Annotated in this window: 17 protein-coding genes; 15 read left to right on the plus strand and 2 right to left on the minus strand. The window is 58.7% G+C overall.

Annotation, left to right across the window (positions count from 1 at the left end):
* Nucleotides 1-401 precede the first annotated feature (401 nt).
* Entirely contained in the window at nucleotides 402-1,175 is a 774-nt protein-coding gene (locus CA85_RS09140; protein ID WP_146391047.1) for a gamma-glutamyl-gamma-aminobutyrate hydrolase family protein, read from the minus strand.
* Nucleotides 1,176-1,833: 658 nt separating this feature from the next.
* Here CA85_RS09140 and CA85_RS09145 point away from each other — a divergent pair.
* From CA85_RS09145 to CA85_RS09170, 6 genes are all read left to right on the plus strand, one after another.
* Nucleotides 1,834-3,258 carry a putative sugar nucleotidyl transferase gene (locus CA85_RS09145; RefSeq protein WP_146391048.1) on the plus strand — a complete coding sequence of 475 codons (1,425 nt, stop codon included), beginning with the start codon at nucleotides 1,834-1,836 and terminating at the stop codon, nucleotides 3,256-3,258.
* 238 nt (nucleotides 3,259-3,496) lie between these two features.
* Nucleotides 3,497-4,315 carry a 30S ribosomal protein S2 gene (rpsB, locus tag CA85_RS09150; protein WP_146391049.1) on the plus strand — a complete coding sequence of 273 codons (819 nt, stop codon included), beginning with the start codon at nucleotides 3,497-3,499 and terminating at the stop codon, nucleotides 4,313-4,315.
* Nucleotides 4,316-4,771: 456 nt separating this feature from the next.
* Complete coding sequence (gene tsf, locus CA85_RS09155; protein ID WP_146391050.1) at nucleotides 4,772-5,749, plus strand: translation elongation factor Ts; 978 nt, start codon at nucleotides 4,772-4,774, stop codon at nucleotides 5,747-5,749.
* A 148-nt stretch (nucleotides 5,750-5,897) separates the two neighbouring features.
* Nucleotides 5,898-8,219, plus strand: coding sequence for a bifunctional 23S rRNA (guanine(2069)-N(7))-methyltransferase RlmK/23S rRNA (guanine(2445)-N(2))-methyltransferase RlmL (gene rlmKL, locus CA85_RS09160; RefSeq protein WP_146391051.1), 2,322 nt, complete (start codon nucleotides 5,898-5,900; stop codon nucleotides 8,217-8,219).
* Nucleotides 8,220-9,019: 800 nt separating this feature from the next.
* The gene (locus CA85_RS25380; RefSeq protein ID WP_146391052.1) at nucleotides 9,020-9,208 is read left to right on the plus strand and encodes a hypothetical protein; all 189 of its coding nucleotides are present in this window, start codon (nucleotides 9,020-9,022) and stop codon (nucleotides 9,206-9,208) included.
* Nucleotides 9,209-9,704: 496 nt separating this feature from the next.
* Complete coding sequence (locus tag CA85_RS09170; RefSeq protein ID WP_146391053.1) at nucleotides 9,705-10,454, plus strand: platelet-activating factor acetylhydrolase IB subunit; 750 nt, start codon at nucleotides 9,705-9,707, stop codon at nucleotides 10,452-10,454.
* Nucleotides 10,455-10,465: 11 nt separating this feature from the next.
* Here CA85_RS09170 and CA85_RS09175 read toward each other — a convergent pair whose 3' ends face one another.
* Nucleotides 10,466-13,168, minus strand: coding sequence for a DNA translocase FtsK (locus CA85_RS09175; protein WP_146391054.1), 2,703 nt, complete (start codon nucleotides 13,166-13,168; stop codon nucleotides 10,466-10,468).
* 326 nt (nucleotides 13,169-13,494) lie between these two features.
* Between CA85_RS09175 and guaB the strand changes: the two genes are divergently transcribed.
* The 9 genes from guaB (at nucleotide 13,495) to CA85_RS09220 (ending at nucleotide 26,721) form a co-directional block, all read left to right on the plus strand.
* Nucleotides 13,495-14,979, plus strand: a complete 1,485-nt coding sequence (gene guaB, locus CA85_RS09180; RefSeq protein ID WP_146391055.1) for an IMP dehydrogenase — start codon at nucleotides 13,495-13,497, stop codon at nucleotides 14,977-14,979.
* Nucleotides 14,912-16,819, plus strand: coding sequence for a hypothetical protein (locus CA85_RS09185; protein WP_246112636.1), 1,908 nt, complete (start codon nucleotides 14,912-14,914; stop codon nucleotides 16,817-16,819). Before guaB ends, CA85_RS09185 begins: the two co-directional genes overlap by 68 nt.
* Nucleotides 16,820-17,054: 235 nt before the next feature.
* Entirely contained in the window at nucleotides 17,055-19,298 is a 2,244-nt protein-coding gene (locus CA85_RS09190) for a hypothetical protein (RefSeq protein ID WP_146391056.1), read from the plus strand.
* 90 nt (nucleotides 19,299-19,388) lie between these two features.
* Entirely contained in the window at nucleotides 19,389-19,790 is a 402-nt protein-coding gene (locus CA85_RS09195; RefSeq protein ID WP_186774834.1) for a J domain-containing protein, read from the plus strand.
* Complete coding sequence (gene grpE, locus CA85_RS09200; protein ID WP_146391058.1) at nucleotides 19,787-20,548, plus strand: nucleotide exchange factor GrpE; 762 nt, start codon at nucleotides 19,787-19,789, stop codon at nucleotides 20,546-20,548. The genes CA85_RS09195 and grpE overlap by 4 nt, the downstream gene beginning before the upstream one ends.
* A 54-nt stretch (nucleotides 20,549-20,602) precedes the next feature.
* Nucleotides 20,603-22,423, plus strand: a complete 1,821-nt coding sequence (locus tag CA85_RS09205) for an Hsp70 family protein (protein WP_146391059.1) — start codon at nucleotides 20,603-20,605, stop codon at nucleotides 22,421-22,423.
* A gap of 487 nt (nucleotides 22,424-22,910) precedes the next feature.
* Nucleotides 22,911-23,993, plus strand: a complete 1,083-nt coding sequence (locus CA85_RS09210; protein WP_146391427.1) for a linear amide C-N hydrolase — start codon at nucleotides 22,911-22,913, stop codon at nucleotides 23,991-23,993.
* Between the two features lie 872 nt (nucleotides 23,994-24,865).
* Nucleotides 24,866-25,453: a response regulator gene (locus CA85_RS09215; RefSeq protein ID WP_186774835.1), complete on the plus strand. Its 588-nt coding sequence runs from the start codon at nucleotides 24,866-24,868 to the stop codon at nucleotides 25,451-25,453.
* Nucleotides 25,453-26,721 carry a sensor histidine kinase gene (locus tag CA85_RS09220; RefSeq protein WP_146391061.1) on the plus strand — a complete coding sequence of 423 codons (1,269 nt, stop codon included), beginning with the start codon at nucleotides 25,453-25,455 and terminating at the stop codon, nucleotides 26,719-26,721. Before CA85_RS09215 ends, CA85_RS09220 begins: the two co-directional genes overlap by 1 nt.
* Nucleotides 26,722-26,741: the final 20 nt, after the last annotated feature.

Raw genomic sequence — 26,741 nt, forward strand, 5'->3', positions numbered from 1 at the left:
TCTGAAGACTAGACCTGTCCGGCATGAATCAGCGCATAAAAAACCGGGGCGTCTTGACGGGAAGACGCCCCGGTTTCGCTGTCGACCATGACTTAATGCGTTTGCGATAAAAAACAAAATTCTCGACGTCGATCCCGACGCCTACTCGGACGCCCCCTCCCTGGGCCGCCTCGATCTGTGGTTGCTGAAGTACCACCGCCGAACGTGTCCGGCAGCTAGCTTCCGTGCGCCTGGCCCGTGCGTCGATCCGTCGACGCGGCCCGGGTATTCAGCTCGTCAAAATTCCAGCTTGCGACTGGATTTCAACACCGCCGATCCGATGAGTGGATTGTTATTTTTTGATCGCGAACGTTCTCTCCCTAGCATCTGTCGGGGGGCTTTGCAGGAGCCCCGGTTTGGTCTTAAGCGACGAGGTGAAAATTGTCCGTATCGGCCGTCTCGCTGGACCGCTCGCTGGAGTCACGCACGGCGTCAACGAATTCTTCGAAAATGCGGATGTCGAGAGCCGAAGCGGCGTCGGATTCCGGGTGGAACTGGGTGCCGATCGCGAACCAGTCGATCATCTCGCTCTCGATGGCTTCGATCACGCCATCGGGGCAGCGGGCAGTCACGCGGAAGCCCGGGGCGACTTCATCGATTGCCATGTGATGGCGACTGGTCACGCGGATCTCGCCGTCACCATAAACGCGGCCGATCAGCGAATCGCCGACGACATCGAGCGTGTGGCGATGGTTCGTGTCTTGCAAGTCAAGGTGCGGCACTGCCGAGGGTAGGTCTTCCTTGAGATGCAAGAACAGATTGCCGCCCTGTTGTACGTTAAGCAATTGATGGCCCACGCCGATCCCGAAAACCGGCATCCGACGTTCAGCAATCTCTGCCATCAACATGCGGTCACTCGCTTCCCGACCGGGATTGAGCGGGCGGACGCTCGGGTGCAGCATGAAGCCGTCGTTGCGGGGGTCCAAATCGGCACCACCGATGAACATGAACCCGTCCACCGCATCGAGCACGCGGTGAGCGGACTCCTCGTCAACCTGCGGTGGGACGATTACCGGAACTCCACCTGCCTTGATGATGTTCTGATAGTAGCCTTCGCCGATATAGGCGAACGCAGGGGTCGTCCGAGCAGCGGCACGGAAGTCAGCATTGATCCCGATCAGGGGTTTGCGTGGCATCTGAAGGTCCTCTTCGATTCGGCAAATTTTGGGAAAAGCCCTTAGCGAAACAACTCCGATCGAGCGTGCTCTCTCACCCCGTGTCTGCGCCGCAGCACGGCGTTTACTGGAAGAGAGACCTGATCGGAGTGAGATGAGCCGATTCGTGAGTCAAGTTTGATTTCGCTCTGGGAACGGCCGTCTTGGCCACAGCGTCCCGGTGCTGAATCTGCCACCTGAATCTAACCACAGAGTTACGTCAGCGATTTTCGCGAACCTCTCTCCCCCGATATGCATCCATGGGGAGCGAGCGGTGCTAAATCGTCGAACGTTGACGTAGCTCGTCGTGAGCCACGGTGGTTCGAGTCGAATCATCCTTTCGCATACGGGAATAGGGTGGCGCGGCGGTGTGTCGCGTCCGACGTGCAGGGAAATTAGGAACCCCGGCATCCCGATGCCAGCGAATTCGATATCTTGCGAAAATAGATCGAAAAAACGCTACAGGTAGTGCTAGCAAATGCATTTTTTGCTAGCAAAGCAACCTGATCTGGCTTGAAATGAGGGGCGAGGAGGTGTTTTTACCCCCCGGCCGTTCGGCCAAGACGAATTCAACTCCGGGCGTTAAACTGGCCAGCCACCCCGTTTGATTCCTCTCGTCTATCTTGTCCGAAATGGCCCTATGCTGATCTATTGTTTTGAAGACGAACGCGTCGAGAAACTCGCTCCTATCGTCCACGCGCGACCTGCCTACGCGATCACTTGTGCCGGCTACCGATTGGTGGATTGGCTCGGCGAACTGCAGCGTGAACACCGTGATGCCAAAGGCGTGGGAGAGGTCCGTAGCTACTTGAATGCGATTCAGGACGCTGATTTTGATTTAGAGCCCGTGCCGGCATCTCTGGCGGCGCTCGATGGCTCGGCCGCCGATCTCTGCGACATCCTGCTGGTCAATGCGCGTTTGGTGCCGTCAGTGGACAACCTGCAAAACCTCCGCAAGCTCATGCAGAGCGAGCGGTTTTCGGTAGTGATGTCGGGTGGCGGCAATGGCGAATCGGAGATGGAACCCGACGGCGACACCGAGGCGGGAGCCACCGGAGCGGTGTTGGCCGCGTGGCTGCCCGCGGCGGAGGTGGCTCAAGCCCTCGACCGGGGCGCGGCCGCCCGTGCGGAGGCTGCGGCGAAACCGACGAAAGGCTCGGCCTCCCGAACGAACGCATCAGCGGACGCGTTCGAAGAGCCCCTTGCCGTATTCCCGCTGCTGTGTCGTCATGCAGCCACCACGGCAACGCGTTCGCCGCTGACGCTGCACGAGTTTCGCTGGCCCCATGACGTCGTCTCGGCGCACATGAAATGCATCAATGGATCGATCGAACATCGCATTGCCGCCGGTAACTACACCCAACTGCAAGACGGAGTCTTCGTCGGCGCGGGTGTCTCCATTGGGGAATACGAGTCGATTCATACCGGCGGCGGTGCGATCGTGCTCGACGACAATGTCCAGGTCGGCCCGTTTTGCTTTCTAGAAGGACCGCTCTATGCCGGCAAACACACGCGGGTGATCGAGCACTCCTCGATCAAGGACGGTGTCTCGCTAGGCCACACGACCAAGATCGGTGGCGAGGTCGAAGCGTCGGTGATCGAACCTTATACCAACAAACAGCACCACGGATTTCTGGGGCATAGTTATCTCGGCAGCTGGATCAATCTCGGGGCGGGCACCTGCAATAGCGACCTGAAAAACACCTACGGGAAAATCAATATTCAGTACGGGGAGACGAAAATCGCCAGCGGGATGCAGTTCCTGGGGTGCATCATGGGCGACTATTCCAAAAGTGCCATCAATACCGGCATCTTCACCGGCAAAGTCATCGGAGTGTGCAGCATGATGTACGGATTTGTTACCGGAAATGTGCCGAGTTATGTCAATTACGCCCGCCTCTTTGGCCAAACCTCACTGCTTCCTCCCGAAGTCATGGTGAACACTCAAGGACGCATGTTCGCCCGCCGAAAGGTAAAGCAGCGGGATGCTGACATCGATTTGATCCACGCCATGTACCACCGCACCGAGATCGAGCGGCAGATCTCCGATCAGCTGGGTTTCTAAGGCCTTGGGGTTGTGGAACATCGATCGGTTTCATAGCATTTCGCGTTCGTCTGAGCCGGGACCCCGTGCGTCCCCGCCAAATCCCCTTTTTCTTTCGTATCCACTTTGATGGGGCGAAGGGCCAAAGCGGCCCTGGAATCTCGTGTGCGGTTGACTCCGCCCGCGTCCATTCTCGAACCCGATGTGAAAGAACCAACCTAGAGAGTGCTCCGCGTCAACGCGGGCAAATGAAAAGCTGATGGCAAACGAAATTGTAAAAGAGATGATCGAATCGGGCGTCCACTTCGGGCACCGCACCAGTCTCTGGAATCCGAAGATGGCACCGTACATCTTCGGCAAAAAAAACCAAATTCACATTCTTGATATCCGCGAAACGCTTCGCGGACTTCTGCGGGCCAAGAAGTACCTTTCGCAGGTCGCCGCTGGCGGTAGCTTGATCCTGTTTGTCGGCACGAAACGACAAGCTGGCGAAGCCGTCGAAGAACAGGCACTGCGATGTGGGATGCCGTTCGTCAGCGAACGCTGGCTCGGTGGAACACTCACGAACTTCCGTACCATTCGCAGCCGCCTGGGACGTCTCGAGGAACTCGAAGAACTGCGTACCAGCGACAAGATCAACGACTACAGCAAGAAGATGCAATCGTCGCTCAACCGGGAATACCGCAAAATGTACCGCAACCTCAATGGTCTGCGGACGATGAACCGGTTGCCCGAAGTCATGTTCATCGTCGACCCCGGGAAAGAGCGTAACGCCGTTCGCGAAGCCAAACGACTCGGTATCACGACGGTCGCCCTGATCGACACCGACAGCGATCCGAGCAAGATCGATCTGCCGATTCCGGGCAACGACGATGGTATCCGCAGCGTCGAAATGATCATGCGAGAGCTCGCTGATGCGGTGATCGCTGGCAAGGGAACTGTGCAAACGCAAGCATCCGACGCCGGAGCCCCCGCCACGCCGAGCGAAGCTCCCGCGGCACCAAGCCAAGCTCCTGCTGCCACCGGAACGCCTGAGCCCGCTGCCGAAGCTGCTGCAAGCGAACCTGCTGGCGAGTGAGCCTGTCCTAACGGTTCCATCGCTCGCCGACCGCGCCCCAGTGACTGGTGGCGCGGCCCGGAAGCCACTGACCACGTCAGGTTTGGCTTTCGCAGCCCCGCGATCGAACTGACTTAGCAGCCGCAGTGCTGGGCCGGATGTCCTCGGGCACCCGATCGCATCGCGCCCCCAGCTGCCATCGCGACTGTTGCGACTCGGCCCACTGACTACTGCCCCGCGCTCAGCGGGGCGTGGCCGAGCAACCAAATCCAGCAGATCACGAACTGGCCGAGATGCAATGCGGTACAGGCAACTCTTCCCCGTTCAGCGGCGTATCGTCACAAATCGTGGCGATTTCGCGAACCGCGTCGCCCCAGCCAACTGGACTGACCCGGGTCGCCGAACCGTTTTCGCTGAGTCAAATCCCCGACCACCCCACCATCAAAACATCTGACTCTTGTTATTTAGGAAGCAAAAATGAGCATTTCTGCCAAAGACGTTAGCGAGTTGAGAAAATCAACAGGCGCTGGCATGATGGATTGCAAAAAGGCACTGGAGGAATCCGGTGGCGACATGGAAGGTGCCCTCGACTACCTTCGCAAGAAGGGCCAAAAGGTCGCTGAAAAACGAGCCGACCGTGACGCCAACGAAGGCGTTGTCGTCGCGATCACTGAAGGCAAAAAAGGCTTGCTGCTCGCCCTGAGCTGCGAAACCGACTTCGTCGCCAAGAACGAAAACTTCATCGCCCTGACCGAACGCATCGCCCGCCTGGCGATGGACCAAGGTGCCAAGAGCGTCGATGAAGTCAACGCTTTGGAAATCGAAGGCACGACCGTCAAGGAACATCTCGTCACCGAAACCGGCCGCACCGGTGAGAAGATCGAAGTCTCCGACGTCCAAGTCGTCGAAGGCGATAACATCGCTTCGTACATCCACGCCGGCAGCAAGATCGGCGTCTTGGTACTGTACAAAGACGGTGGCAAGGACGAAGCGACTCAGTTCTTCCGCGGCGTCGCCATGCACATCGCGGCGATGAAACCGTCGATCCTGCACCCCGATGAATTCGACCCGGAATTCGTGGAGAAGGAAACCGAATCCCTGCGGGCACAGATCATCGCTGAGAACGAACTCAACGAAAAGGAAAATCTCGGCAAGCCGGTTAAGAACGTGCCTCAGTACGCCAGCCGCCGGCAGTTGACACCCGAGGTTCTCGCAGCGACCGAGGACGCGATCAAGGCGGAACTGAAAGCCGAAGGCAAGCCCGAAAAAATTTGGGACAAGATCGTCCCCGGGAAGATCGAGCGATTCATTGCCGACAACACCGCCCTCGATCAAGAACGCTGCCTGCTCAGCCAGTTCTACGCTCTCGATGATTCCAAAACCGTCGAAGCGGCCGTCAAGACGCTCAGCCCCGAGGCTGAGATCGTCGAGTTCAAACGCGTCGCAGTGAACTGATTACTCTCACGTTCGAGCGGCGCAGCTACTCGAGATTGTGAATATCATGCAACGGCTCCAGTCTCCGCTGGAGCCGTTTTTTTATGGTCGCACGGCACTCACCCCATGCGATCTTACTGAACCTCCTGCTTTGGACAGATGGATCCTCATGCACTCTGAACAAGAATTTGATCTGATCGCCGCCTGCGCCTTTGGGCTCGAGGCGATCGTCCGCCGTGAACTTTCCGCTCTCGGTATCGACGCGACGATCGGGGAGTCGGGGCGAGTCCACTTTCGCGGCAGTCTGGAAACCGTTGCCAAGACCAACCTGTGGTTGCGCTGCGCCGACCGTGTGCTGATCCGCGTTGCTGAGTTCCCCGCCGCGGACTTCGACGCCCTCTTCGAAACCACCAAAGCGATCGACTGGGGGCAATGGATTCCCGCCGACGGGGAGTTCGCCGTGACCGGCCGGAGTGTGAAGTCCACTTTGACAAGCGTGCCCGCGTGCCAACGGGCCGTTAAACGCGCGATCGTTGACGCCTTGCAACGCGATCATCAAACGCAGACGCTGCCCGAAACAGGGGCGTCCTACCCGGTCGATGTGGCGCTGCTCAAGGACACTGCAACAATCACGCTCGACACGACCGGCCGCAGCCTACATCGCCGCGGCTACCGCTCGGCCGTCACGGCGGCGCCCCTGAAAGAAACGCTCGCCGCCGCCATGGTGCTGCTGAGCTATTGGAAGCGTGACCGCCCGCTGATCGACCCGTTCTGCGGCAGCGGCACGATTCTGATCGAGGCCGCCATGATCGGCCGCAACATGGCTCCCGGGCAATCTCGTGAGTTTCGCTTTCAACAATGGCAGGGGGCACCGCGTGACTCCCTGCTGCAGCTTCGCAGCGAAGCCTTGCAGGGAGTCCTCGATCCGCTACCGCAGCGACTACTCGGCAGTGACACGGACTTCCGCGTGTTACGCTTTGCGCGAGAGAACGCCGAAGCGGCTGGCGTGACGGCCGATGTGCATTTTGAAACCGGTGATGTTCGGGAACTGCGAAACAGCCGTCGGTTCGGTTGCCTGATCACCAACCCGCCCTACGGCATGCGTCTGGGCCGCGACTGGGAGATCGAGGAACTCTACGCATCGCTGCCCAACGTGCTGCGTCATCTACCGACCTGGTCCTTCTATTTCCTCACCGCGTATTCGGGCTTTGAAAAGATCCTCGGTCGCCGTGCCGATCGGCGGCGCAAACTTTACAACGCCCGGATCGAGTGCACCTACTACCAATTCCAAGGCCCCAAGCCCGTCGCCGATGCGCCGGCTGAGGTTGCCCCGAAAACGGCAGGCGACAAGACGACCGACGCCACTGCGACGACCGACGCCACTGCGACGCCGGAAGCTACTGCGATGCCGGAGGTGGCTGACACGCCGCGTCCAGCCCCCGCCCCACCAGCAACCAATCGCCCTTACGTCCATGCTGTCGGAGAGGCAGCCTTCGGTGCCTTGCCAGAGAAAGCGGAACACCAAGCGGAACTGTTTGCGACCCGGCTGCGCAAACGCGCCAAGCACTTTCGCAAGATGATGGCGAAGCGAAAGATCACCTGCTTTCGACTCTACGAGCGTGACGTCCCGGAGATCCCGCTCGTCGTCGATCGCTATGAAAACTATCTGCACCTGAGCGAGTTTGAGCGTCCGCATGATCGCGACGTCGCCCAACACGCCGCGTGGTTGGACCTGATGGCCGCCACGGCCGGCGAAGCACTCGACGTTCCCAAAGAGAACGTGTTTCTCAAACGACGCTCCCGCCAACGGGGAAAGACGCAGCATGAAAAGGTTTCGCAAACCGATCAAAAAATCCCGGTTCAAGAAGGTGGATTGACGTTTCTCGTCAACCTCGCCGACTACATCGACACCGGATTGTTCTTGGACCACCGCATCACCCGGCAGATGGTGCGCGAGCAGGCGGCCGGGAAGCATTTCCTGAATCTGTTCGCTTATACCGGATCCTTTACCACCTACGCCGCCGCAGGTGGCGCGGCATCGACGACGAGCGTCGATCTCTCGCAAACCTATCTTGACTGGGCCCAAGAGAACTTGGAAGCCAATGGCCTGAGCGGCCCCCAACACCAGTATGCCGCCATGGATATCGGCGAGTTTGTTCGACGCCATCGGCCCGGCGAGGTCTACGATCTGGTCGTCTGTGATCCACCCACGTTCTCCAATAGCAAACGCACCGACGAAGATTGGAACGTGCAGACCGACGCAGTCCCGCTGCTCAACGACATCCTGAAACTCGTTCGCCCGGGAGGCGTGATCTTCTTCTCAACCAACTTCCGGCGGTTCAAATTCGACACCGAATCGCTAGGCGCATCTCAGGTTCACGAGATCTCGAAACAAACCGTCCCCGACGAATTCCGCAACCGCCGAATCCATCGATGCTGGCGGATTGAAAAGGGCGTTCTCAACGCAGAGGCGCAGAGCACGCAGAGGTGAAAACAAGAACGTGCCAGCACTGGACTCTGCGTTCTCGGCGCCTCTGCGATTGAAAACCTTCCTCACCCCAGAATTGAGATGAAAAAGAGTCCACTCACCCAGTCAATCATCGGTGCCGCAAGAACCCAGGAACCCACGGCCTGAGAAAATTCGTCAAGCTCCACGAAGCCGAAACGAGGACAGAAGGAATCGCAGCAAAATTTTGGCTGCTTCACTCTGTGTTGAATTCTTTCAGATTCGTTTCTTAACGCAGAGACGCAGAGCACGCAGAGGTGAAGGCAAGAACGCGACAGCACTGGACTCTGCGTTCTCGGCGCCTCTGCGTTGAAAACCTTCCTCACCCCAGAATTGAGATGAAAAAGAATCCACTCACCCAGTCAATCATCGGTGCCGCAAGAACCCAGGAACCCACGGCCTGAGAAAATTCGTCAAGCTCGACGAAGCCGAAACGAGAACAGAAGGAATCGCAGCAAAATTTTGGCTGCTTCACTCTGCGTTGAACTCTTTCAGATTCGGTTCTCAACGCAGAGGCGCAGAGCACGCTGAGGTGAAGACAAGAACGTGCCAGCACTGGACTCTGCGTTCTCGGCGCCTCTGCGATTGAAAACCTTTCTCACCGGAGCATTCCGATGGAAAGGAGGTGATTTTGGAGACACGGAGGTGATCTTGGGACACTGATCCTGGGTGATCCTGGGAGTGATCCTGGGGACTCAGCTCTTTTTCAGGTGTTGACTTGCCGCACTTTAGGGAAGTGATGATCTGATTGAGTTTTCCGTGCGTGAAGCCAAGTGAACTTAGTGATGGCCCGGATGTGTCGAGCGGAAGTCTTTGATCCGAACGACGTTGCTGTGGCACATGTCTTCAGCCGGACGGTCCGACGCTGTTTTCTGATGGAAGACGATCTAATCTCTGGCAAGAGCTTCGCCCATCGCAAGCGTTGGATTGAAGAGTATTGGCAACCATTTGCAGCCAAAATCGCTTCCATTTAATCCTTCGATCGCGTCGGGACGTGGTGTGAACTGGTCCGCGATTTTGGCAAGCTGTTTTGTGCGGTTGGGGGAAGCCCCGATTGTGTCGACGCGATGCGAAGTCACCGCACGCACCGCCGCGACCACCTGCGTCTCCCAGCAAGAGATCTAGTGGCTATCCGAAAAGGGGGCTGATCCTTTGGAGGCGAATCATTTGAATTGGCTTGGAACGGTCTCGACGGAGAGGGTCAGCCCCCTTTTCGGATAGGCTCTTAGATTCAGCGTACAGCATTTGGCTTCTTTCTTGGAGCACTTTGGTCGGTGCTCCGGGAGGCTGCCGAATGTGTTCCGGTTTAGATAGATCAGTTTGTGAAACAGTAAATACGCTGAGCAACGTCGCCTTCGATGACATTAACATCGCGACGATGGTTGTTCACTTACCCGCAGGGGATTATTTTGTAGGCTTGCGACGCATTCGTCGTCCTCTTTCCAGCCCACCCTTGATGAGCCTCCTATCATGTTGCGTTATTTTTTCAGCCCATTCTCGCTCGTCGCCATGCTGCTCATGTCGTCGCTCTGCATCGCTCAAGAGGCTGTCCTCGAAAAACCGGCTACGGCCAAAACCAATACCGCGATCGATCCCGTTCCCCGCGATGGGAATTGGATGAAGCGGCATGAGAGCTTCAACGAGCGTGTTGCCAAGGGGGATGTGGACCTACTGATGATCGGTGATTCGATCACGCATGGCTGGGAAGGTGCTGGCCGCGAGGTGTGGCAGAAGTACTACGGCGATCGCAACGCGGTGAATTTGGGAATCGGTGGCGATCGAACGCAACACGTTCTCTGGCGTCTGGAGAACGGCAACATCGAGGACATCTCGCCCAAGTTGGCAGTGCTCATGATCGGCACAAATAATTGCCGCAGCAACACATCGGAGGAGATTGCCGAGGGCGTCGATGCGATCGTTCAAAAGCTGCGAACCGAACTGCCCGAAATGAAGGTGCTCGTGCTGGCCATCTTCCCACGTGGTGAAGACGACAGCCATGCTGGGCGGCAGGTGAACATGAAGGCGAACGAGTTGATTGAACAAGAAATCGAGGGCGAGGAAATGGTTTCCTTTCTCGATATTAACTCAGCGTTTCTGACCGATGACCGCGTTCTCTCACGCGAAGTCATGCCCGATCTGTTGCACCCTAAGCAGAAAGGCTACGCGATCTGGGCCGAGGCGATGGAGCCCACGATTGCGAAACTGATGGACGAATCCTGAACTGACGGATCTCACTCGTCGACGTCTTCGTAATCCTCGTCGTCGTCGTAGGTTTCATACTCCTGCGGCGACTCTTCTGGCACGACGGCGGACACACGTTTGGACATCGCGTCGACGGCTGCATCGGGCTCGTCCTCATCGATTGGGAGCCCTTGCATCTGTTGCCACTGCGCCATCGTCAGCAACACCTCACGAGACTTCGCCCCGTTGTACTGGCCGACGATACCGTCTTCGGCCATGTAATCGACCAACCGAGCGGCGCGGCCATAGCCAATCCCGAGGCAGCGTTGGATCAAGGATAGCGAACCGCGTCCTTCACGGACTACGACCTCGATGGCGCTCTCATAGAGTTCGTCTTTCTTGCGGAGGTTTTCGACGTTCAAATCGCCTGCATCCCCTTCACCATCGGCATCGACTTTGAGGTTCATCAATTCACCGATGAACCGTTGCTCGCCGCCGCTGCTGCAGTGATCGCAGACCCGGTCGATTTCAGCGTCGGAGAGGTACGTGCCCTGGCCACGAATCAACGTGCTCGTTCCCGGCCAGAGGAACAGCATGTCTCCGTTGCCGAGCAGCTTGTCGGCACCGTTTTCATCGAGAACGACGCGGCTATCGGTCTTGCTAGCGACTTGAAAACTCAGTCGGGCGGGCAGGTTGCTCTTGATCAACCCGGTGATCACGTCGACGGTTGGTTTCTGCGTGGCGAGGATCAAGTGGATCCCCACCGCACGGCTCTTTTGGGCTAGGCGAATGATGTGCTGTTCGACATCCTTGCCCGCCGTCATCATCAGGTCCGCCATCTCGTCAGCGATGATGACGATGAAAGGCAGTTTGTCGGGGACGTCCGTGCCGCCGTCTTCCTCGTCGACCTCGAGTCGCCGCAAGACCTCTTCTCGGCCGAGATCATTGTAACTATTGATGTGCCGCACCCCAGCTTTGGCGAGCAAGGAGTACCGCTCTTCCATCTTATCAACTGCCCACCCGAGGATCGCTTCGGCCTTCTTCATGTCTGTGATCACGGGGTGCATCAAGTGCGGCAGGCGACCGTATCCGCTCAGTTCGACCATTTTAGGGTCGATCATCAACATCCGCACCTCGTCGGGTTTGCAGCACATCAGAATGCTGACGATGATCGCATTGAGACAGACCGATTTCCCGGTCCCCGTTCGCCCTGCAATCAACAGGTGGGGCATCTTGGCTAGGTCGACCGGCATCGGCGACCCGGAAACGTCTTGGCCGAGGAACACGGGGATGTTCATTTTGTGGACGCGAGAGTCCGACTGTTCGATCACGTCGCGGAGCCGCACGACTTGCCGAATCTCGTTGGGGACTTCGATGCCCACCGTGTTCTTGCCCGGGATGGGTGCGACCACACGCACGCTCGGCACCCGCAAAGCAATAGCGAGATCGTCCGCGAGGGCACTGATTTTATTGAGCCGCAAGCCGGCTTCGAGCTCGATCTCGTATTGGGCGATGACCGGGCCGAGCTGGATGTCGGTAACGCGCACCTTGCAGCCAAAGTTGCAGATCGTTTCCTGGAGCAGGATCGCTTTGCGACGGGCTTCGGCTTCCTGCTCGTCGTAGTCGAACCCGTCACTGCTTTCGAGCAACTCCAGGCTGGGCAGGTAGTAATCCGACAGATCATCGCTGGTGTCCTGCACCGCGTCGTCGAGCTGCTCCCGCATGTTCTTCTTGCGCGGAACTTGGATATTGGGCTCCGGCGGTGGATCGTGAGCCTCATCGTTACGGAGCGCGTGGACCTCGTCGTCGTATTGGACCTCTCGGGTTTCGCTCCCCTCCTCGTCCTCGTATTCGTACTCCTCCTCGTCCGGTTCGGGCGGTTTCGCGGCAGCGACGGGGCTGGCTTTTGCGCCGCGTTTGGGCTTCGCCGCCACCTCCGGCTCCACCGCATCCTCACTGGGACGCCGCGGTTGGCGGATCTGGATTTTGGGTTCCGATTCAGATCCGTCGTCGACTGCTGCTGCCGTTTCGGACTGTTCGCCATCGAGCAAGATCGGTGAGTCGATGTCCGTGAAGGGCTGGCGCCGACGTTTCAGCGTCACGGGCATCGCGCCGGCAGCCCGTGAGATACCGCGGCGTGAAACCGTTGCCCCTCCGAGCACAACGCGGCGGCCGGCGTAGATCAGCATATAATCGGTCGTCAACAACAATCCGATCGCCAAAGCCGTCAGCGTCAAGATCCACGAACCGACGGGATGGAAATGCTGCAATAGGAAAGCCGCCCCCATTGCGCCGAGGTAGCCCCCGTTGCCGACAACCGGCATTCCAGAAAGCTCGACGGTCGTCATCGCAGCCCCCGTGCAGACCGCCAACAGCGTGATGCATCCGCCGAGCGATCGCAGTACGGGCGCGTTCATTTGGCCGCGGATCAGTAGCGCCGTCGCGATCCCGCCGCCCGCTCCGATCAACAGAGCGACGCCGATGCCGACGATGTCGAGCAGAAACGAGGAGATCAATGCCCCGAGCGAGCCGCAGGCATTGTGAATGCCCTCGTTGACAGGATAGACCGAAATGTCAGGCGAATAGACTGCCGAGATCGGCCAAATCGAATTGTTGACCGGATCGGCGGGATCATGGGTCAACACGGATACGAACGTCAACAGCGTCCCCGCCACAATCGCCAGCGCAGGGATATCCCGCCGCAGTGAAACACTCCGGGTCGGCTCAGCGGTAGTGGCGTTGGCTTGGGACATGGGGATGGAGCTGCTAGCTACTAGCGATTAGCTGCTAGCTTTTAGGGGATGGGGTTGCTCGAGGCACGGGTAAGGTAAGTGCCGGAGGCACGACAGCGTTTACTCTGGAGGCGTCAATGGCTCAAAACGCTAGTAGCTAGTAGCCGGCTAGCTAGCTCCCCGCTTGGGGCATCGATTGATCCATTGGCTCTTCGCTAGCAGCTAATCGCTGGTAGCTAGTAGCCTCCTTATCGTCATCTTCGGCCCCCGCCCTACAACAGACTTCGATTTCGCGTCATAATCGCTCGCCTTCCCGACCCATTCCTCGGCAATGGCACCCCCCAGCGATGTTTCACGATAAAATTGGCGATCTCGGCATTACCTTCGATGACGTTCTCCTATTGCCCGCCTACAGCGAGGTGGTGCCCAGCGAAGTGGACGTCAGCAGCCAATTGACACAGCGGATCCGTCTGCAAATTCCGCTGATCTCATCCCCGATGGACACCGTTACCGAAGCGGAGATGGCCATTGCCCTCGCCAAAGAGGGGGGGCTCGGAATCGTCCACAAGAACCTCTCGGTGCGTCAGCAGACCGAGGAGGTGCTCAAAGTGAAGCGGTCGGCTAACGGGATCATCGTCGACCCCGTCACGCTCGGCCCCGATGAGCAGGTCGGTAAAGCTGCGGAGATGATGGATCGGGCCAATGTTTCGGGGATCCCCATTGTGACTGGCGACCGCACCCTCGCTGGAATCCTGACCCGGCGGGATCTACGCTTCCTCGAGGACCCCAATCTGCCTGTTTCGGAGGTCATGACCAAAAATAACTTGGTAACGGCTGTAGGGAATGTGAGTCTTGCGCAAGCTGAGAAGATTTTAACGGAAAAAAGGGTGGAGAAGCTTCTCCTGATTGACGAAGAAAGGAAACTGACGGGGTTAATTACGATTCGCGACATCGACATGATGAAGCGGTTCCCGCGGGCCTGTAAGGACTCGCAGGGCCGCCTGCGTGTGGGGGCCGCGATCGGCGTCGGAGATTACGATCGAGCTGAAAAGCTGATCAATCAAGGCGTGGACCTGCTCGTGGTCGACTCGGCTCACGGGCACAGCAAGAACGTGATGGACACCGTCCGAGAAATTAAAACGAACAGAGCATGGGACATCGATGTCGTGGCCGGAAACGTCGCGACGGCTCAAGGTGCGGCGGATTTGATCGCAGCGGGAGCCGACGCCGTCAAGGTGGGCATCGGGCCCGGATCGATTTGCACCACGCGGGTGATCAGCGGCATCGGAGTGCCGCAGGTGACTGCGATTTTGAGCGCGGTGCAAGTCGCACACGAAAAGAACATTCCTGTCATCGCTGACGGCGGCATTCGCTTCAGCGGCGACGTTACCAAAGCACTCGCCGCCGGGGCGAGCACGGTCATGATCGGCAGCCTATTTGCCGGTCTCGCCGAAAGCCCTGGCAAAATGATTCTCTACCAAGGTCGTACCTTCAAGGCGTACCGCGGCATGGGATCGATGGGTGCGATGGTCAAAGGCAGCAGTGACCGGTATCGCCAAAAAGGCACCGAAGCGGGCAAACTCGTCCCCGAAGGTGTCGAAGGACGCGTGCCGTTCAAAGGGCCGTTGTCGGATTACGCTTACCAATTGGTCGGCGGACTCCGCGCCGGAATGGGATACATTGGTACACGGACGATCGACGAACTACGCCAGAACGCGAAATTCCTTCGCGTTTCAGCAGCCACGGTGAGGGAGAACCACCCACATGACATTGCGATCACCCAAGAAGCACCGAACTATAGCCCGGACGTTGCTTCGGGCGATTCGATGTAAATCGCACGCGACGGACCAAACCGTCGATCCCGCGCCCCAGCGAGGTCCGTGGCCGCTCGCCGCGGCCGCAGCAGGCCTGCTCATCGGTGGTGCCACCTTCTCTCCGCTGGCCGCCCAATCCACCGGCTGGCACGGCAACCCCGAGCTCCGGCCCGTTCCCAAGGTCCGCTCCTCGTCGCTGGCCTCGGGCAACCACCAGGCGGCACAAGGCAACACGCCCACTCAGCGCCCCGGATGGAATCTGCGGTGGCGGACCAGCCCTCAGATGGCAGCGGAGAAAGCCCGCCAAATCAGCGACGCCGCCTTCGCACAGGAACCGGCGCAGCAACCCGTCGCCCATGCGGTGACGCCGCACCGGGATACGCCAGCGAACCGGGACACAGCGAACCGGGGCACGCCGGCAATCGTTGCGACCGCGACCACGTTGCCTCATCGCGCCACAGCAGCAACCGCGCAGCCCAATCAGCTGCGCCAGGAAGCGTCTTCCAACGTACAGCAGGTCGCGTGGGCGACGCCGCAGTCCGGTCAGTCCAATGGCGGCATGGCCTTGCCCGAGAATCTCTACCGCGGTCAATCCGCTGCCCCTTCCAACGCCGATCCAACCAATGCTGCCCCGCTGAGTGCTGCCCCGCCTCAACCTACCGGGCCCGCGCTGCAGGCTCCTAATCGAGCAATCGCAGAGGAACTCCCGGTCCCCGAGTCGGCCCCCAAGTCGGCGCCGGGGCCCGCCCAGTCGCCCTCACAGGCTCCGCCGAACGCGGCTCCCGGCAGCGTTCCTAATGACAACTTGGAAGAACTCTTCGGGTTTGACCCCGCAACGAATCCGCGCTCGGCAGGTCCGAACTCCAATCCACCGCAACCCAGTGCAGACGGCTCGTCGATCCGCGATATGCTGCAGGGCGACGCGGCCGAACCATCCACCCTCGGTCCCGCCTCTGGGCAACCGCGGAACCTGCAGGAGCTGCCACCGGGAATTCCGAGCGAAGAGCTCGAGGACTCCCCGTCGGATTTGGAGACGTTCGCGCCCAACCCCTTCGACAATCGCGAGGCGGGTAACGCTAGCGATTCCGCTCGAGACAGCCGTGACCGTGAGCGTTTGGAAGGCGGCACGCCAGAGATCTTTGGGGCCGAGGATGAAGGGCCGACCAATAGCGGCACCGGCTTATCGTGCGACGATTTCCGAGAACGAATTCGCGCCGCCACGATCGACCAAGTCTCGTTGGATCCGAGCCCACCGTTTCGTCCCGACGTGATCAACATGCAGGAATTTGACAAGCTCAAAGACAAATTCAATTCCAACCAGCAGGTTCGGACGTGGCGAAGCATCGACGGCCGACCGCTGGGCTCGGGCCGTCTCAATGACCTCGCCTATGAAAAAGCAGTCATCGAAACCGAGTTTGGCACGAAGGAAGATCTGCCTTTGAATCAACTCAGCGAAGCGGATCTGGCTTACATCTCCCAGAACTGGGGACTGCCAACAGAATGCTTGATCGAACAAGTCGCCTACACACCGCGACAATGGACACCGACCACGATGACGTACACGGCATCGAATCTATGTCACAAACCACTGTACTTCGAAGAGGTCAACCTCGAACGATACGGGCACACCGCCGGTCCGCTGGCTCAACCCGTCATCTCGTCGGCACACTTCTTCTTGAACATCGCCGTCCTGCCTTACAAGATGGGTGTTCACTCGCCCCATGAATGCCAATACGCTCTGGGCTATTACCGCCCCGGCAACTGTGCTCCATGGATCATCCCACCCGTCCCGTTGAGCGTCAAAGGTGCCTGGTACCAAGCCGCTGCAGTCACCGGTACCGCACTGCTCGTTCCTTGAGGCTATCGTAGGGGACGAGGCGACGAACTGTTGATTACCCACAAGTTGTCACACGCCGAAGGCGTTTTAGGCAATAGCCGGCGGTCGAGCGTAGCGACCACCGCCGGATACGTCTTGTGGGTAACTGCCAAGCTGACAGGGGCGTTGCCTCGACAGCGCTTGCCATTGCACGGCCAGTTTGCTTGCTCGGTCCGGCCCTCGCAGTCCCGGTGGGACATCCGTTATGATGTCCAGCATGGCCAGGAATAAATCGCAGAACAAGCAAAAGAAAAAAAAGCAAAGCAAGACGCCAAAGCCGCGGCGGAAGCGCCCGACCCGGGCAGCTGCGGTCACGGTGGACCAGAAGCTGTCGCGTGTGCGTCCCAATGCCTATCCCGATGAGACAGCCGAGGATCGAGCGGTCTTCGACGCTCACGCACTGGCCAAGCTGCCGCCGGAGACTGCCGATCAGGTAAAACTCGTCCGCGAGGCGTTGGAATTGGTCGCGATGGGGCAGGACGTTGATGCGGAGCAAAAACTCTCCGGAATTCCTCGACGCAGTCCGCTGAGCGATTGGCGGCTCTTTGTTCGAGGCCTGACGCAGTGGTATCGCGGTGAAACCGACGCGGCCGCAGCGACCTTTGCACGACTCGATCCCGATCGACGTCCTGGACGGATCGCTGAAACGCTACGCCACGCCGATACCCTGCCAGCGGATTCGCCACCCTCGGAGGCTCCACCGACCGCGGAATCGGAATGCGATCCCGTCCTTGTGTCAGGAGCCAAGCTTGTCCATCGCATCCGCTGCGAGCGCGCTGATCTCGAGGCTGCGAAAAAGGAATTGACAAGACCTGAACAATTGCCTGATGCGGAGGACATCGATATCCCCGAGGGCTTCCCGGGACCGCGGCAACTGCAGTGGCTGTTGGAGTTTAGCCAATCCAGCCTACGGCATGAGCCCGAGTTGGTTTTCACGCTCTTTAACAACCTGGTCCGGTTCGTTGCCAGCACCCCCCTGGCATCGCTGCTCGATTCGGTCACAGAGCGAGTCAATGGCCCGTCCTACGATCCGTCGCACGACTTGCTGCGATCCCTCTATTATCGCAAGTTCGAGGATGCTGAAGCTGAGATTGAGTCGTTTCGTAAAAAGTACATTGCTTCCCTGAAGAACAACCGTAGCGTGCCACCACCGGTTGCCCGGGCGCTCGAAGCTGAGCTGTTTCTAATGGCCGCACGCGACGAGCAGGAATTCGACAGCCCGATGCAGATGTTCCCATTTGGGATGCAAGAGGCAGCGGACGGTCAACTGATCAATCAGTATTTCACAGCCGCCACGAAAGCCTACCCCGCTCACGCCGAGGCCCACTCCGAGTATGTTGGCTGGCTGCGGTCGCAAGCCGACGTTCGCAATCAGACCAAAGCAAAACAAAAAGCAATCGCGACTGATCTGGCCGTTGCCATGCAGCACTGGGCTGCCGGTTGCCCGGATGCGATCGAACCCCGCTTGTGGCTGGTCGATTACTTTCTCGAAAACGAGGAGCTCGAACGAGCCGAACCGCACGTTCGTTTTCTCGCCGACTCACGCAACGTGGACCTGCGTGTCCAGGCGACGCAGTGGAAATGGCATCTTCTCGAAGCGATGCGATTGTGCCGCCGCAAGGCTTGGATGCATGGGGCGGAAGAGCAACTCGATGCGGCGGAGAAGATCTGGCCGCTTTGGCTCTCCCGAGACTGGCTGCCCTACCTCCATGCCGCTCTGGCGATCCGTCGCGGCGACACCGATCGTTACGAAACGCTGCGTCAACAGATCCGGGACTCATGGAAGACCGACTGCGTCGACGACTATCGTTTGGCCGATGCCGTCATGATGCTCGGTGCGGCTCAGCGAATGCGGGTTCCCGCCGCTGAATTGAAACCGCTGCGGCAACCTGTCGAAGAGGCCTTGAAAGGTCGCGAAAACCTGTCCAATACCGCGTTACTGCGCGCCGGTCACTTCTTCGTCGAGCTTTTTCGCGCAGGGCTGGTTTATCCCGCCTACCGCATGCACGGCAGCAAGTTTGCGGACGAGTTGGTAGCAAGATTGAGGGGCGGCCAATTGCGCAAAGGAGCGGACACAGAGGGCCCTGATTTCTGGCCCGCGATCTTCTGGCTCGCCCAGTCACGGGTATTTTACGAGAATTCTAAGGTTCGGTTGCCCCAAGTTCTCATGCAGCTTGATGCACCGGAGAAAATCGCCGCCATCATCGTGCACACGGATGTTGAGCGGTCTTCGCGTTGGCTGAGTGACGCCAGTGGCGAACTTCTCGACGAACTCGAGGCTGCCATCCCCGAAGAGACCGATACCTACCTCAAGTACTGGTACAAACAGGTGCTGACCAAAGCCAAAGAGAAACAAGCGGCCTCTGAGTCGTCTCTGTTCGGCGGCGGTATTTTGGATCGAATAGCCGCCATGATGTCTGATCATGAATTGGACAACGAAGACGAAGACGAAGACTATTAACCGTCGCTGCATTGAAAGATGAGAGTGCTGCCCGCAACAGCTCGGGCGGGCGACAACGGACACGAACACGAAACCCCACCAACTCAAATCATGACTGCTGAGCCCACCTCCAGCGAAGCCGCTGGCAACGCCTTGACCCACCCCTTTGAGATACTCGGTGTAGGTACCGATGCCGACGAGGCAACCGTTCGTGCTCGTTACCTCGAACTCGTCCGCCAGTATCCGCCGGATCGAGATCCAGACATGTTTTCTAAAATCCGAGCTGCCTACGAGGCTGCCACGAATCCCATCATCATGGCTCGCCGGATCCTCGAGGTCGTGCAAGCCGGCCCCAGACCATGGGCTGAGTTGCTCGACGAGCAATCCCAGCGACCACCGAGGCTGCCCCATGAGTTGCTCTTGAGCCTAGGGAATCGATCCCAACCGGACAAGCCAAAACCCACTGATGAATCAGCCTCCGACTCATCCGCCAACATGACATCCGATTCATGAATGCTCCCCCAGGCAACGCGTCCGGCGATTCCACGACCGAGGACATCCCACCGACCTTCGGCTTGCTCGATGTCGTCGAAGCGTTCACAGCGATGCGGCACGAGTATCGCAATCAAACCAAGGAAACCCGGGCCGTTGCCGAGCGACTCGGTAGCACCTCAGAGAAGCTGGACGCGGTGGGCGAACGGATCGAGGCCGTCGTCGCTGCCACCCAAAACAAGGCTTCCACCAGTCGATCGGGCGACGATCCATCCACGACCGATGAAAACCTCGGCTCGGTATTCGCCCTCCGCTTGGCCGAGATCGACCACGCCGTCAGCCGCTCGATCGACGCGGCGCGGCGTTCGCTCTGCACCAATCCGGATACCGCTCCGGCCCGTGCCCCGGTATCGGCCACGGACTATCTCGGGTCACTCGGCCCCATCACGCGATTCTTTTGCCGCCGATTTGCACACCAACTCGACCAGCAGCGGCAACACGAAGCCCAGCCCAAGCTCGGAACAGAACAAGCGACGATCGAGAACGTTGTTGCGGGGCTCGCGATGACGACCGACCACGTGCGACGGGAACTCAAGAAACACGGTGTCGAACGAATCGATGTGTTGGGCCAGCCCTTCGATGGCGAGGCCATGCACGCCGTCGAAGTCGTCGACTCCGATGCCATTCCGCCGGGCCACGTTGCCGAACAGCTCTCCCCCGCGTACCGCTTCGGAGAGCGAATCATTCGGTACGCCGACGTGCGGATCGCTCGGGGGTAGTTCGTAGCTACGAGCCACTAGCTTTTTTCCATCAACTCAAACCACACTCAGTTTATGACTTCATCCACCATCGTTGGCATTGATCTTGGCACGACCAATAGTGTCGTGGCTGCCGTTGTCGACGGACACGCCACCGTTTTGACCGAAAGTGGCGAATCTGTTCTTCCGTCGGTGGTCGGTGTGGATCCGACGGGCAAGCTGATCACGGGCGTGGTTGCGCGGAACCAGCAGGTAGCGTTTCCCGAGCGGACGGTGGCGTCAGTCAAGCGTCACATGGGCTCGATGAAGTCGCTCGAAATGGGCGAGCAGAATTACACGCCACCTGAGATCAGTGCGATGATTCTCCGTCGATTGCAGTCGCGGGCCTCGGCAGCCCTCGGTCACGAAGTCACGCGAGCGGTCATCACCGTGCCTGCGTTTTTTGACGAAAACCAACGCCAGGCGACGCGGGAAGCGGGCCAGCTCGCGGGGTGGACTGTGGAACGAATCATTAATGAACCCACCGCCGCCACGCTCGTTTATCACGCCGGCAGCGACGACCGAATGCACCTGGTCGTCTACGACTTTGGCGGCGGTACCTTCGACGTCTCCGTCGTGAGGATGGAATCCGGGATTATCGAGGTTCTCAGTAGCAAGGGCGATACGAAGCTCGGCGGCGACGACCTGGATTCCGTCATCATGCGGCGCGTCGCCGATTCCTTCTACGATGAACACGAGATCGACCTGCGATCAATCGCCTCGGCACGCTGGCGGTTGCTGCAGGCCTGCGAAGCTGCCAAATGTCAGCTCTCGGTGGAAGAACACGCCACGATTGCCGAGGAGTTTATTGCTGAGAAGGACGGACAGCCACTCAACCTGGAGTTCACGATCACTCGTTCCGACTACGAGCAATGGATTCACGACTTTGTCGATCGCACCATCCAATGTGTCGACGAAGCGATCGTTGACGCGGGATTGACCGTCAAGCAGATCGACGAACTGGTGCTCGTCGGAGGGACGACGCGGACGCCTCTGATCGAGCAGCGTCTTCGCTCCGAGTTCAACCTCGAACCCAGCCGCGCGGTCGATCCGGACCTCGCCGTCGCCCTCGGTGCGGCCACCCAGGCAGCGATGATTGCAGGGGAAACGGTCGGTCCGATTCTGGTCGACGTCACCTCCCATACCCTCGGCGTCGAAGCACTCGATGGTGATGGCTTGTTCCAGACTCGCACCAGCTTCTCACCCATTATCCACCGTGGGTCGCCGCTCCCAGCCAGCTACGAGGAGGCCTACTCCGCCATCCATGAATCCCAGGAATCGGCCCGCATTCATGTGCTCCAGGGAGAGCACAGTGAGATCGACAGCAACACCTCCATCGGCGAGTTCGACTTGCCCCTTGTCGATCCCAGCGGCGACCGTGCCAAGGTGCTCGTCCGCTTTCAACTCTCCCTCGACGGTACTCTCAAAGTGACCGCCCGTCAGTTTGGCAATGACCAACCCAGCGAGTTGGTCATCAACAACGCCCTCGCGCAGTTCCAAGAAGAAGAACGTGGAAAGGCATCCGATCGCCTCGCTGAGATGTTCCTGCAGAGCGATGAGATTCAATCGAGTCCAGAGGGGCATCTTCACGATCCCTCGGGTTCCACCGTCATTGATGCCGTCGGGACTGCGGCACCGGCCGCTGAGGCAGAGGTGCCAGAGGATGATGGACTCGCCTCGCACCGGGCAACGCTCCGCCGCGCACAAGCTGCGCTAGGCAAAGTCCAAGGCGAAGACGCAAGCGAGATTGCTGAGCTCGCCGAGCGACTCGAAGCCGCTATCGATGCCCAGGATGCTGACACCGCTAGTGAGACCAGTAATGAACTCGATGACGTGCTGTTCTACGTTGGGCAGTAAGAGTATGCCGGGCGCCGAATTCAAATCGTCATCGCTCGCTCGTGCCGCTACCGCAGGCGATAGCTTCCGCTGTCCAGCCTGTCGGGCACGGCAGCCGGTGCAGGATACCTGCCGTCGCTGCCGAGCCGACCTTGCGCTGCTAGCTAAAATCCACCACCGCATTGACTATCTAATGCGCAACCCCAGCCCTGCTGGCCGATCCGAGTTAGCCATGCTCCTTGCGTCCCATCAAGAGAGCGGAGGCTGAGGTCGATTGCCGCCAGCGGCACGGTGAAATTGCTCGAGAATCCTGAGACCGATCGCACTCGGTATCCATGCCCCCATCCGTAGCCCATCCCAGGCGTTCCACTGAGAATCTGTCGCCTTCGCAGTCAATACGGATGGCTGACATTGGTGTACACTCATTGCCATGACAACCGTGGAAGTCTGTTTCTGGCTCCACGATGAAATGAGTCCGCGCACCCTATCTTGAGACCTCGTGATGGAAATGAATTCGACATCGCCATTTCACCTGAGCACAGTCTGCTGTGGTTTGGTTTTCGTCTTGGCAGTCCTCTCTCAATCCGTCATGGCATGCACGCGGGCCGTGTATCTCGGCCCCGAGCAAACCGTCATCACGGTGCGGAGCATGGACTGGGCGTCGGATATCGGATCAAATCTGTGGTTCTTTCCACGAGACATGCAGCGTGACGGGGCCTGTGGTCCTGATTCGATAAAGTGGACGTCAAAGTATGGCAGCGTCGTTTCGACTGCTTTTGACGCCGCCACGGCTGACGGCATGAATGAAAAAGGGCTCGTGACCAGCCTGCTCTACCTCGCCGAATCGCAGTACCCGCAACCTTCAGAGAACGAGACGCGAAAGCCAATATGTATTTCAGTCTGGGCACAATATGTTCTTGACCAATATGCGACCGTTGCCGAAGCCGTCGAGGCGATACGCAAAGAGCCCTTCTACGTCGTGCCTGTGATGTCGCCCGATGGTCACGCGGGAACAGTCCATCTGGCCATTTCGGATCCAACTGGTGATTCAGCTATCTTTGAATACGTCGACGGAAAGTTAGTGATTCATCACGGACGCGAATTTCAGGTGATGACGAATTCGCCGGTCTACGACCAGCAGCTCGCTTTGAACGCGTACTGGGAACAGATCGGCGGAACCGTCATGCTGCCAGGCACCAATCGGGCTGCCGATCGTTTCGCACGGGCGTCCTTTTACATCAAAGCGATTCCGCAGACCGCGAACATGGAAAAAGCGATCGCCAGCTGTTTCGGTGTGATCCGAAACGCCTCCGTGCCGCTCGGTATCACGACTCCGGGTCAGCCCAATATCTCGTCAACGCGTTGGCGAACGGTCTCGGACCATAAAAACCTGCGCTACTTCTTCGAATCCACACTCAGTCCCAGCGTGTTTTGGATCAACGTGGGCGAACTGGATTTTGATTCCGAGGCGACCGTCAAGAAGCTCACTGTTAGCGATGGCACGATCTACTCCGGCAACGCCGCAAAGAATTTCGTAGCGACCCCCGCCTTCGAGTTTCTGCCCGCAGAAGCAACAGGGCCGACGGACTGACGCCCAATCATTGGCCTCGCAACTGGCGATCGAAGCAAGCCGGTCGAATGACCCTGCGGCGGCGAGCCCTGACCAAACGAAGTTGCCAACCGCCACCGACCTGTAGTGAACGATGCGACGAGCTGTCGGTTACCCACAAAACCGGATCCCCTGTCAGCTTGTCTGTCAGGAATCTCCGTTTTGTGATTAGATCAAGATGGAGCATTCACCCCGCTCCCATGCGGGCTTGCCCCGCATGACAGCAAAGTTGATCGACTTGGTTTCCTGTCAGACAAGCTGACAGGGGAACGCGTGTCGATACCGCGGTTTTCTAATTTCAAAACGTCGCTTCGGCGTGTGACAAGCACACGGGGAAGCAAACTTGTGGGTAAAGGACAGGAGGCGACGAGTCCAATCGATCACGCAAAGCGAAAGAGCTCGTCGCCTCGTCCAATACGACATTGATGACTCCCACGTTCCTAACACGGATCGACGCGAATGAAATCCACTTCCTGATCCGTGTCGATTCGTGAGATCCGTGGCGAAGGACGTCAACGATGGGGCGAAGATAGGCGGTTTGCCGCGCAGACGCTTTCAATCGGTCGAGCGATCAATCTTGACCCAGTTTGCCAAAGCGATAGAATGAGGCGACTTTGGCAATCCAGCTAGCTCGGGCCGCTTGCGGCCTCTGCACGCTGGACGGGGGATGCGCCCGTTGTCGCGTTTTGTGCCCATGACAAGAAAATGGGGGCATTTGCTCGACTGCATGGCATAAGTGCTAGTGCATCGTTCCCGAGGTTTTGCTAAATGAAGTGACTCAGCGAAGGTGGGAGACCTAAAGCCTTCGCTATACATTAGGTAATGGTACTACCCCAGGGAGGATGGTTCCGGCCATGACCAAGAAAACCGTATTTACGACTGGCGAAGCTGCAAAAATTTGCAAAGTAAGCCAGCAAACGATTATCCGCTGCTTCGACAACGGTTCGCTCAAGGGCTTTCGAGTCCCCGGTAGCAAGTTTCGCCGCATCCCTCGTGAACAACTGTATATGTTCATGAAGGATAACGGGATCCCTACCGATGCACTCGAGAGCGGTAAAAAGAAGCTCTTGATCGTCGACGACGACCAAGACTTGGTTGATTTGATGCAGGACGGTTTCCAACGCGATGGACGCTTTGAAATCCGTACAGCAAACAACGGCTTTGACGCCGGGATGGGCGTGAAGGAGTTTCGCCCCGATCTCGTCGTGCTCGATGTGATGCTGCCAGACATTAACGGCAAAGAGGTCTGTCAGCGGGTGCGCAGCGATCCATCGATGGATACAGTGAAGATTCTGTGTATCTCGGGGATGGTTGAGCACAGCAAAGTCGACGGCTTGAAAGCCGCCGGTGCCAACGATTTTATGCAGAAGCCGTTTTCGATCGATGATCTCGTTGCCCGGTCGTGCGAATTGCTTGACATGGATCGTGGCGTGGTCGGCTAATGCCTGCCGCGACGCGATACGCTGGTTGGTTGCCGCCGATTGTTGATCGCGGCCGCGCCGGTTGGCTGCCCTTTCAATCGACCTCGGTGGCCGCAATCAGTGGCGTGCTGGCGAGGGAGCGATCGTCCTCGACGCGAATCCGCGACTCGCTCCGCCGTGCGCTGCTGGGCGATCCTGCGCTGCTGTTGCACAGCATTGCCGTGATGAGCTCATCGAAATCCACCTTGGATGAGTACACTCCACTGAGCTGTTTGATCGATTGGTGGTGCCAGTATGGTCGGTCGGCATGGCGTGAAACCGATTGGTTGGCGGCACCGTCAGGATCGGACGCGGCGGCACTGTTGGCGAGATACACGAAACTCGATGATTATTTTCACCTGCTACCTCGACGCAGATGGCTAGAGGAGGCCGACGTTTGGTTTTCCGCCGCCGGGATCGGCAATCCGATTGGCCAATCATGGGAACTGGATTGGCCGGAACAGGATGCGGCGTTGTCGGCAACCGAACCGTTCGCGGACGCTCACCTGACGATCGCCGCGTCGCTACGAGATCAGGGCGATCGCGATCTCACGAGCGAAGCTTTTGATGAAGCGGTCCAAGCGAGCAAACGCGAACTGGCACACACCTTGGCCTATGGGCTGAGCCATGAGATCAACAACCCATTGGCGAATATCTCGACTCGGGCCCAAGCTCTGCAGTCACGCGTGCCGACAGAGCTCACCGGCTCGGTGCAGCGGATTGTTGACCAAACCTCGCGCGCTCATGCGATGATCGCTGACCTCATGTTCTACGCCAACCCTCCTGGAATCGTACCGAGCGAGTTCGATCTGCAGGCGAGGATTCAATTGGCCGTCGATTCGCTTACCGAAACAGCCGAGCGGTTGGGGATTGAGATCGGCATGAGCGACGCTTTCCTCGAGCAGCCCTTGAAGGTGAGCGCGGATGCGGAAATGGTGGGCGAAGCGGTCGCCGCATTGATTCGCAATTCGATCGAAGCGATCGGAACGGACGGGCACATTCGAATCGACGTCACGACAGAGCAGTCTACTGTGCTGATTTCGATCGCCGACAGTGGCCCCGGCATTTCTGCCGAGGCTGCGAAAATGGCTGCGTCGCCCTACTACTCCGGCCGTGAAGCGGGGCGTGGCCTTGGGCTTGGATTGTGCCGGGTCGACCGGATCGCGGCACTGCATGGTGGCTCGCTAAAACTAGCACCTGCCCTGGCAGGCTGCGTCGCCACGATCGAACTCCCGATCGCGTGCGTCTGAGTGTCCCTGTTCCGTCGCCC

This window comes from Allorhodopirellula solitaria (assembly GCF_007859855.1).
GTDB classification, from domain to species: domain Bacteria; phylum Planctomycetota; class Planctomycetia; order Pirellulales; family Pirellulaceae; genus Rhodopirellula; species Rhodopirellula solitaria.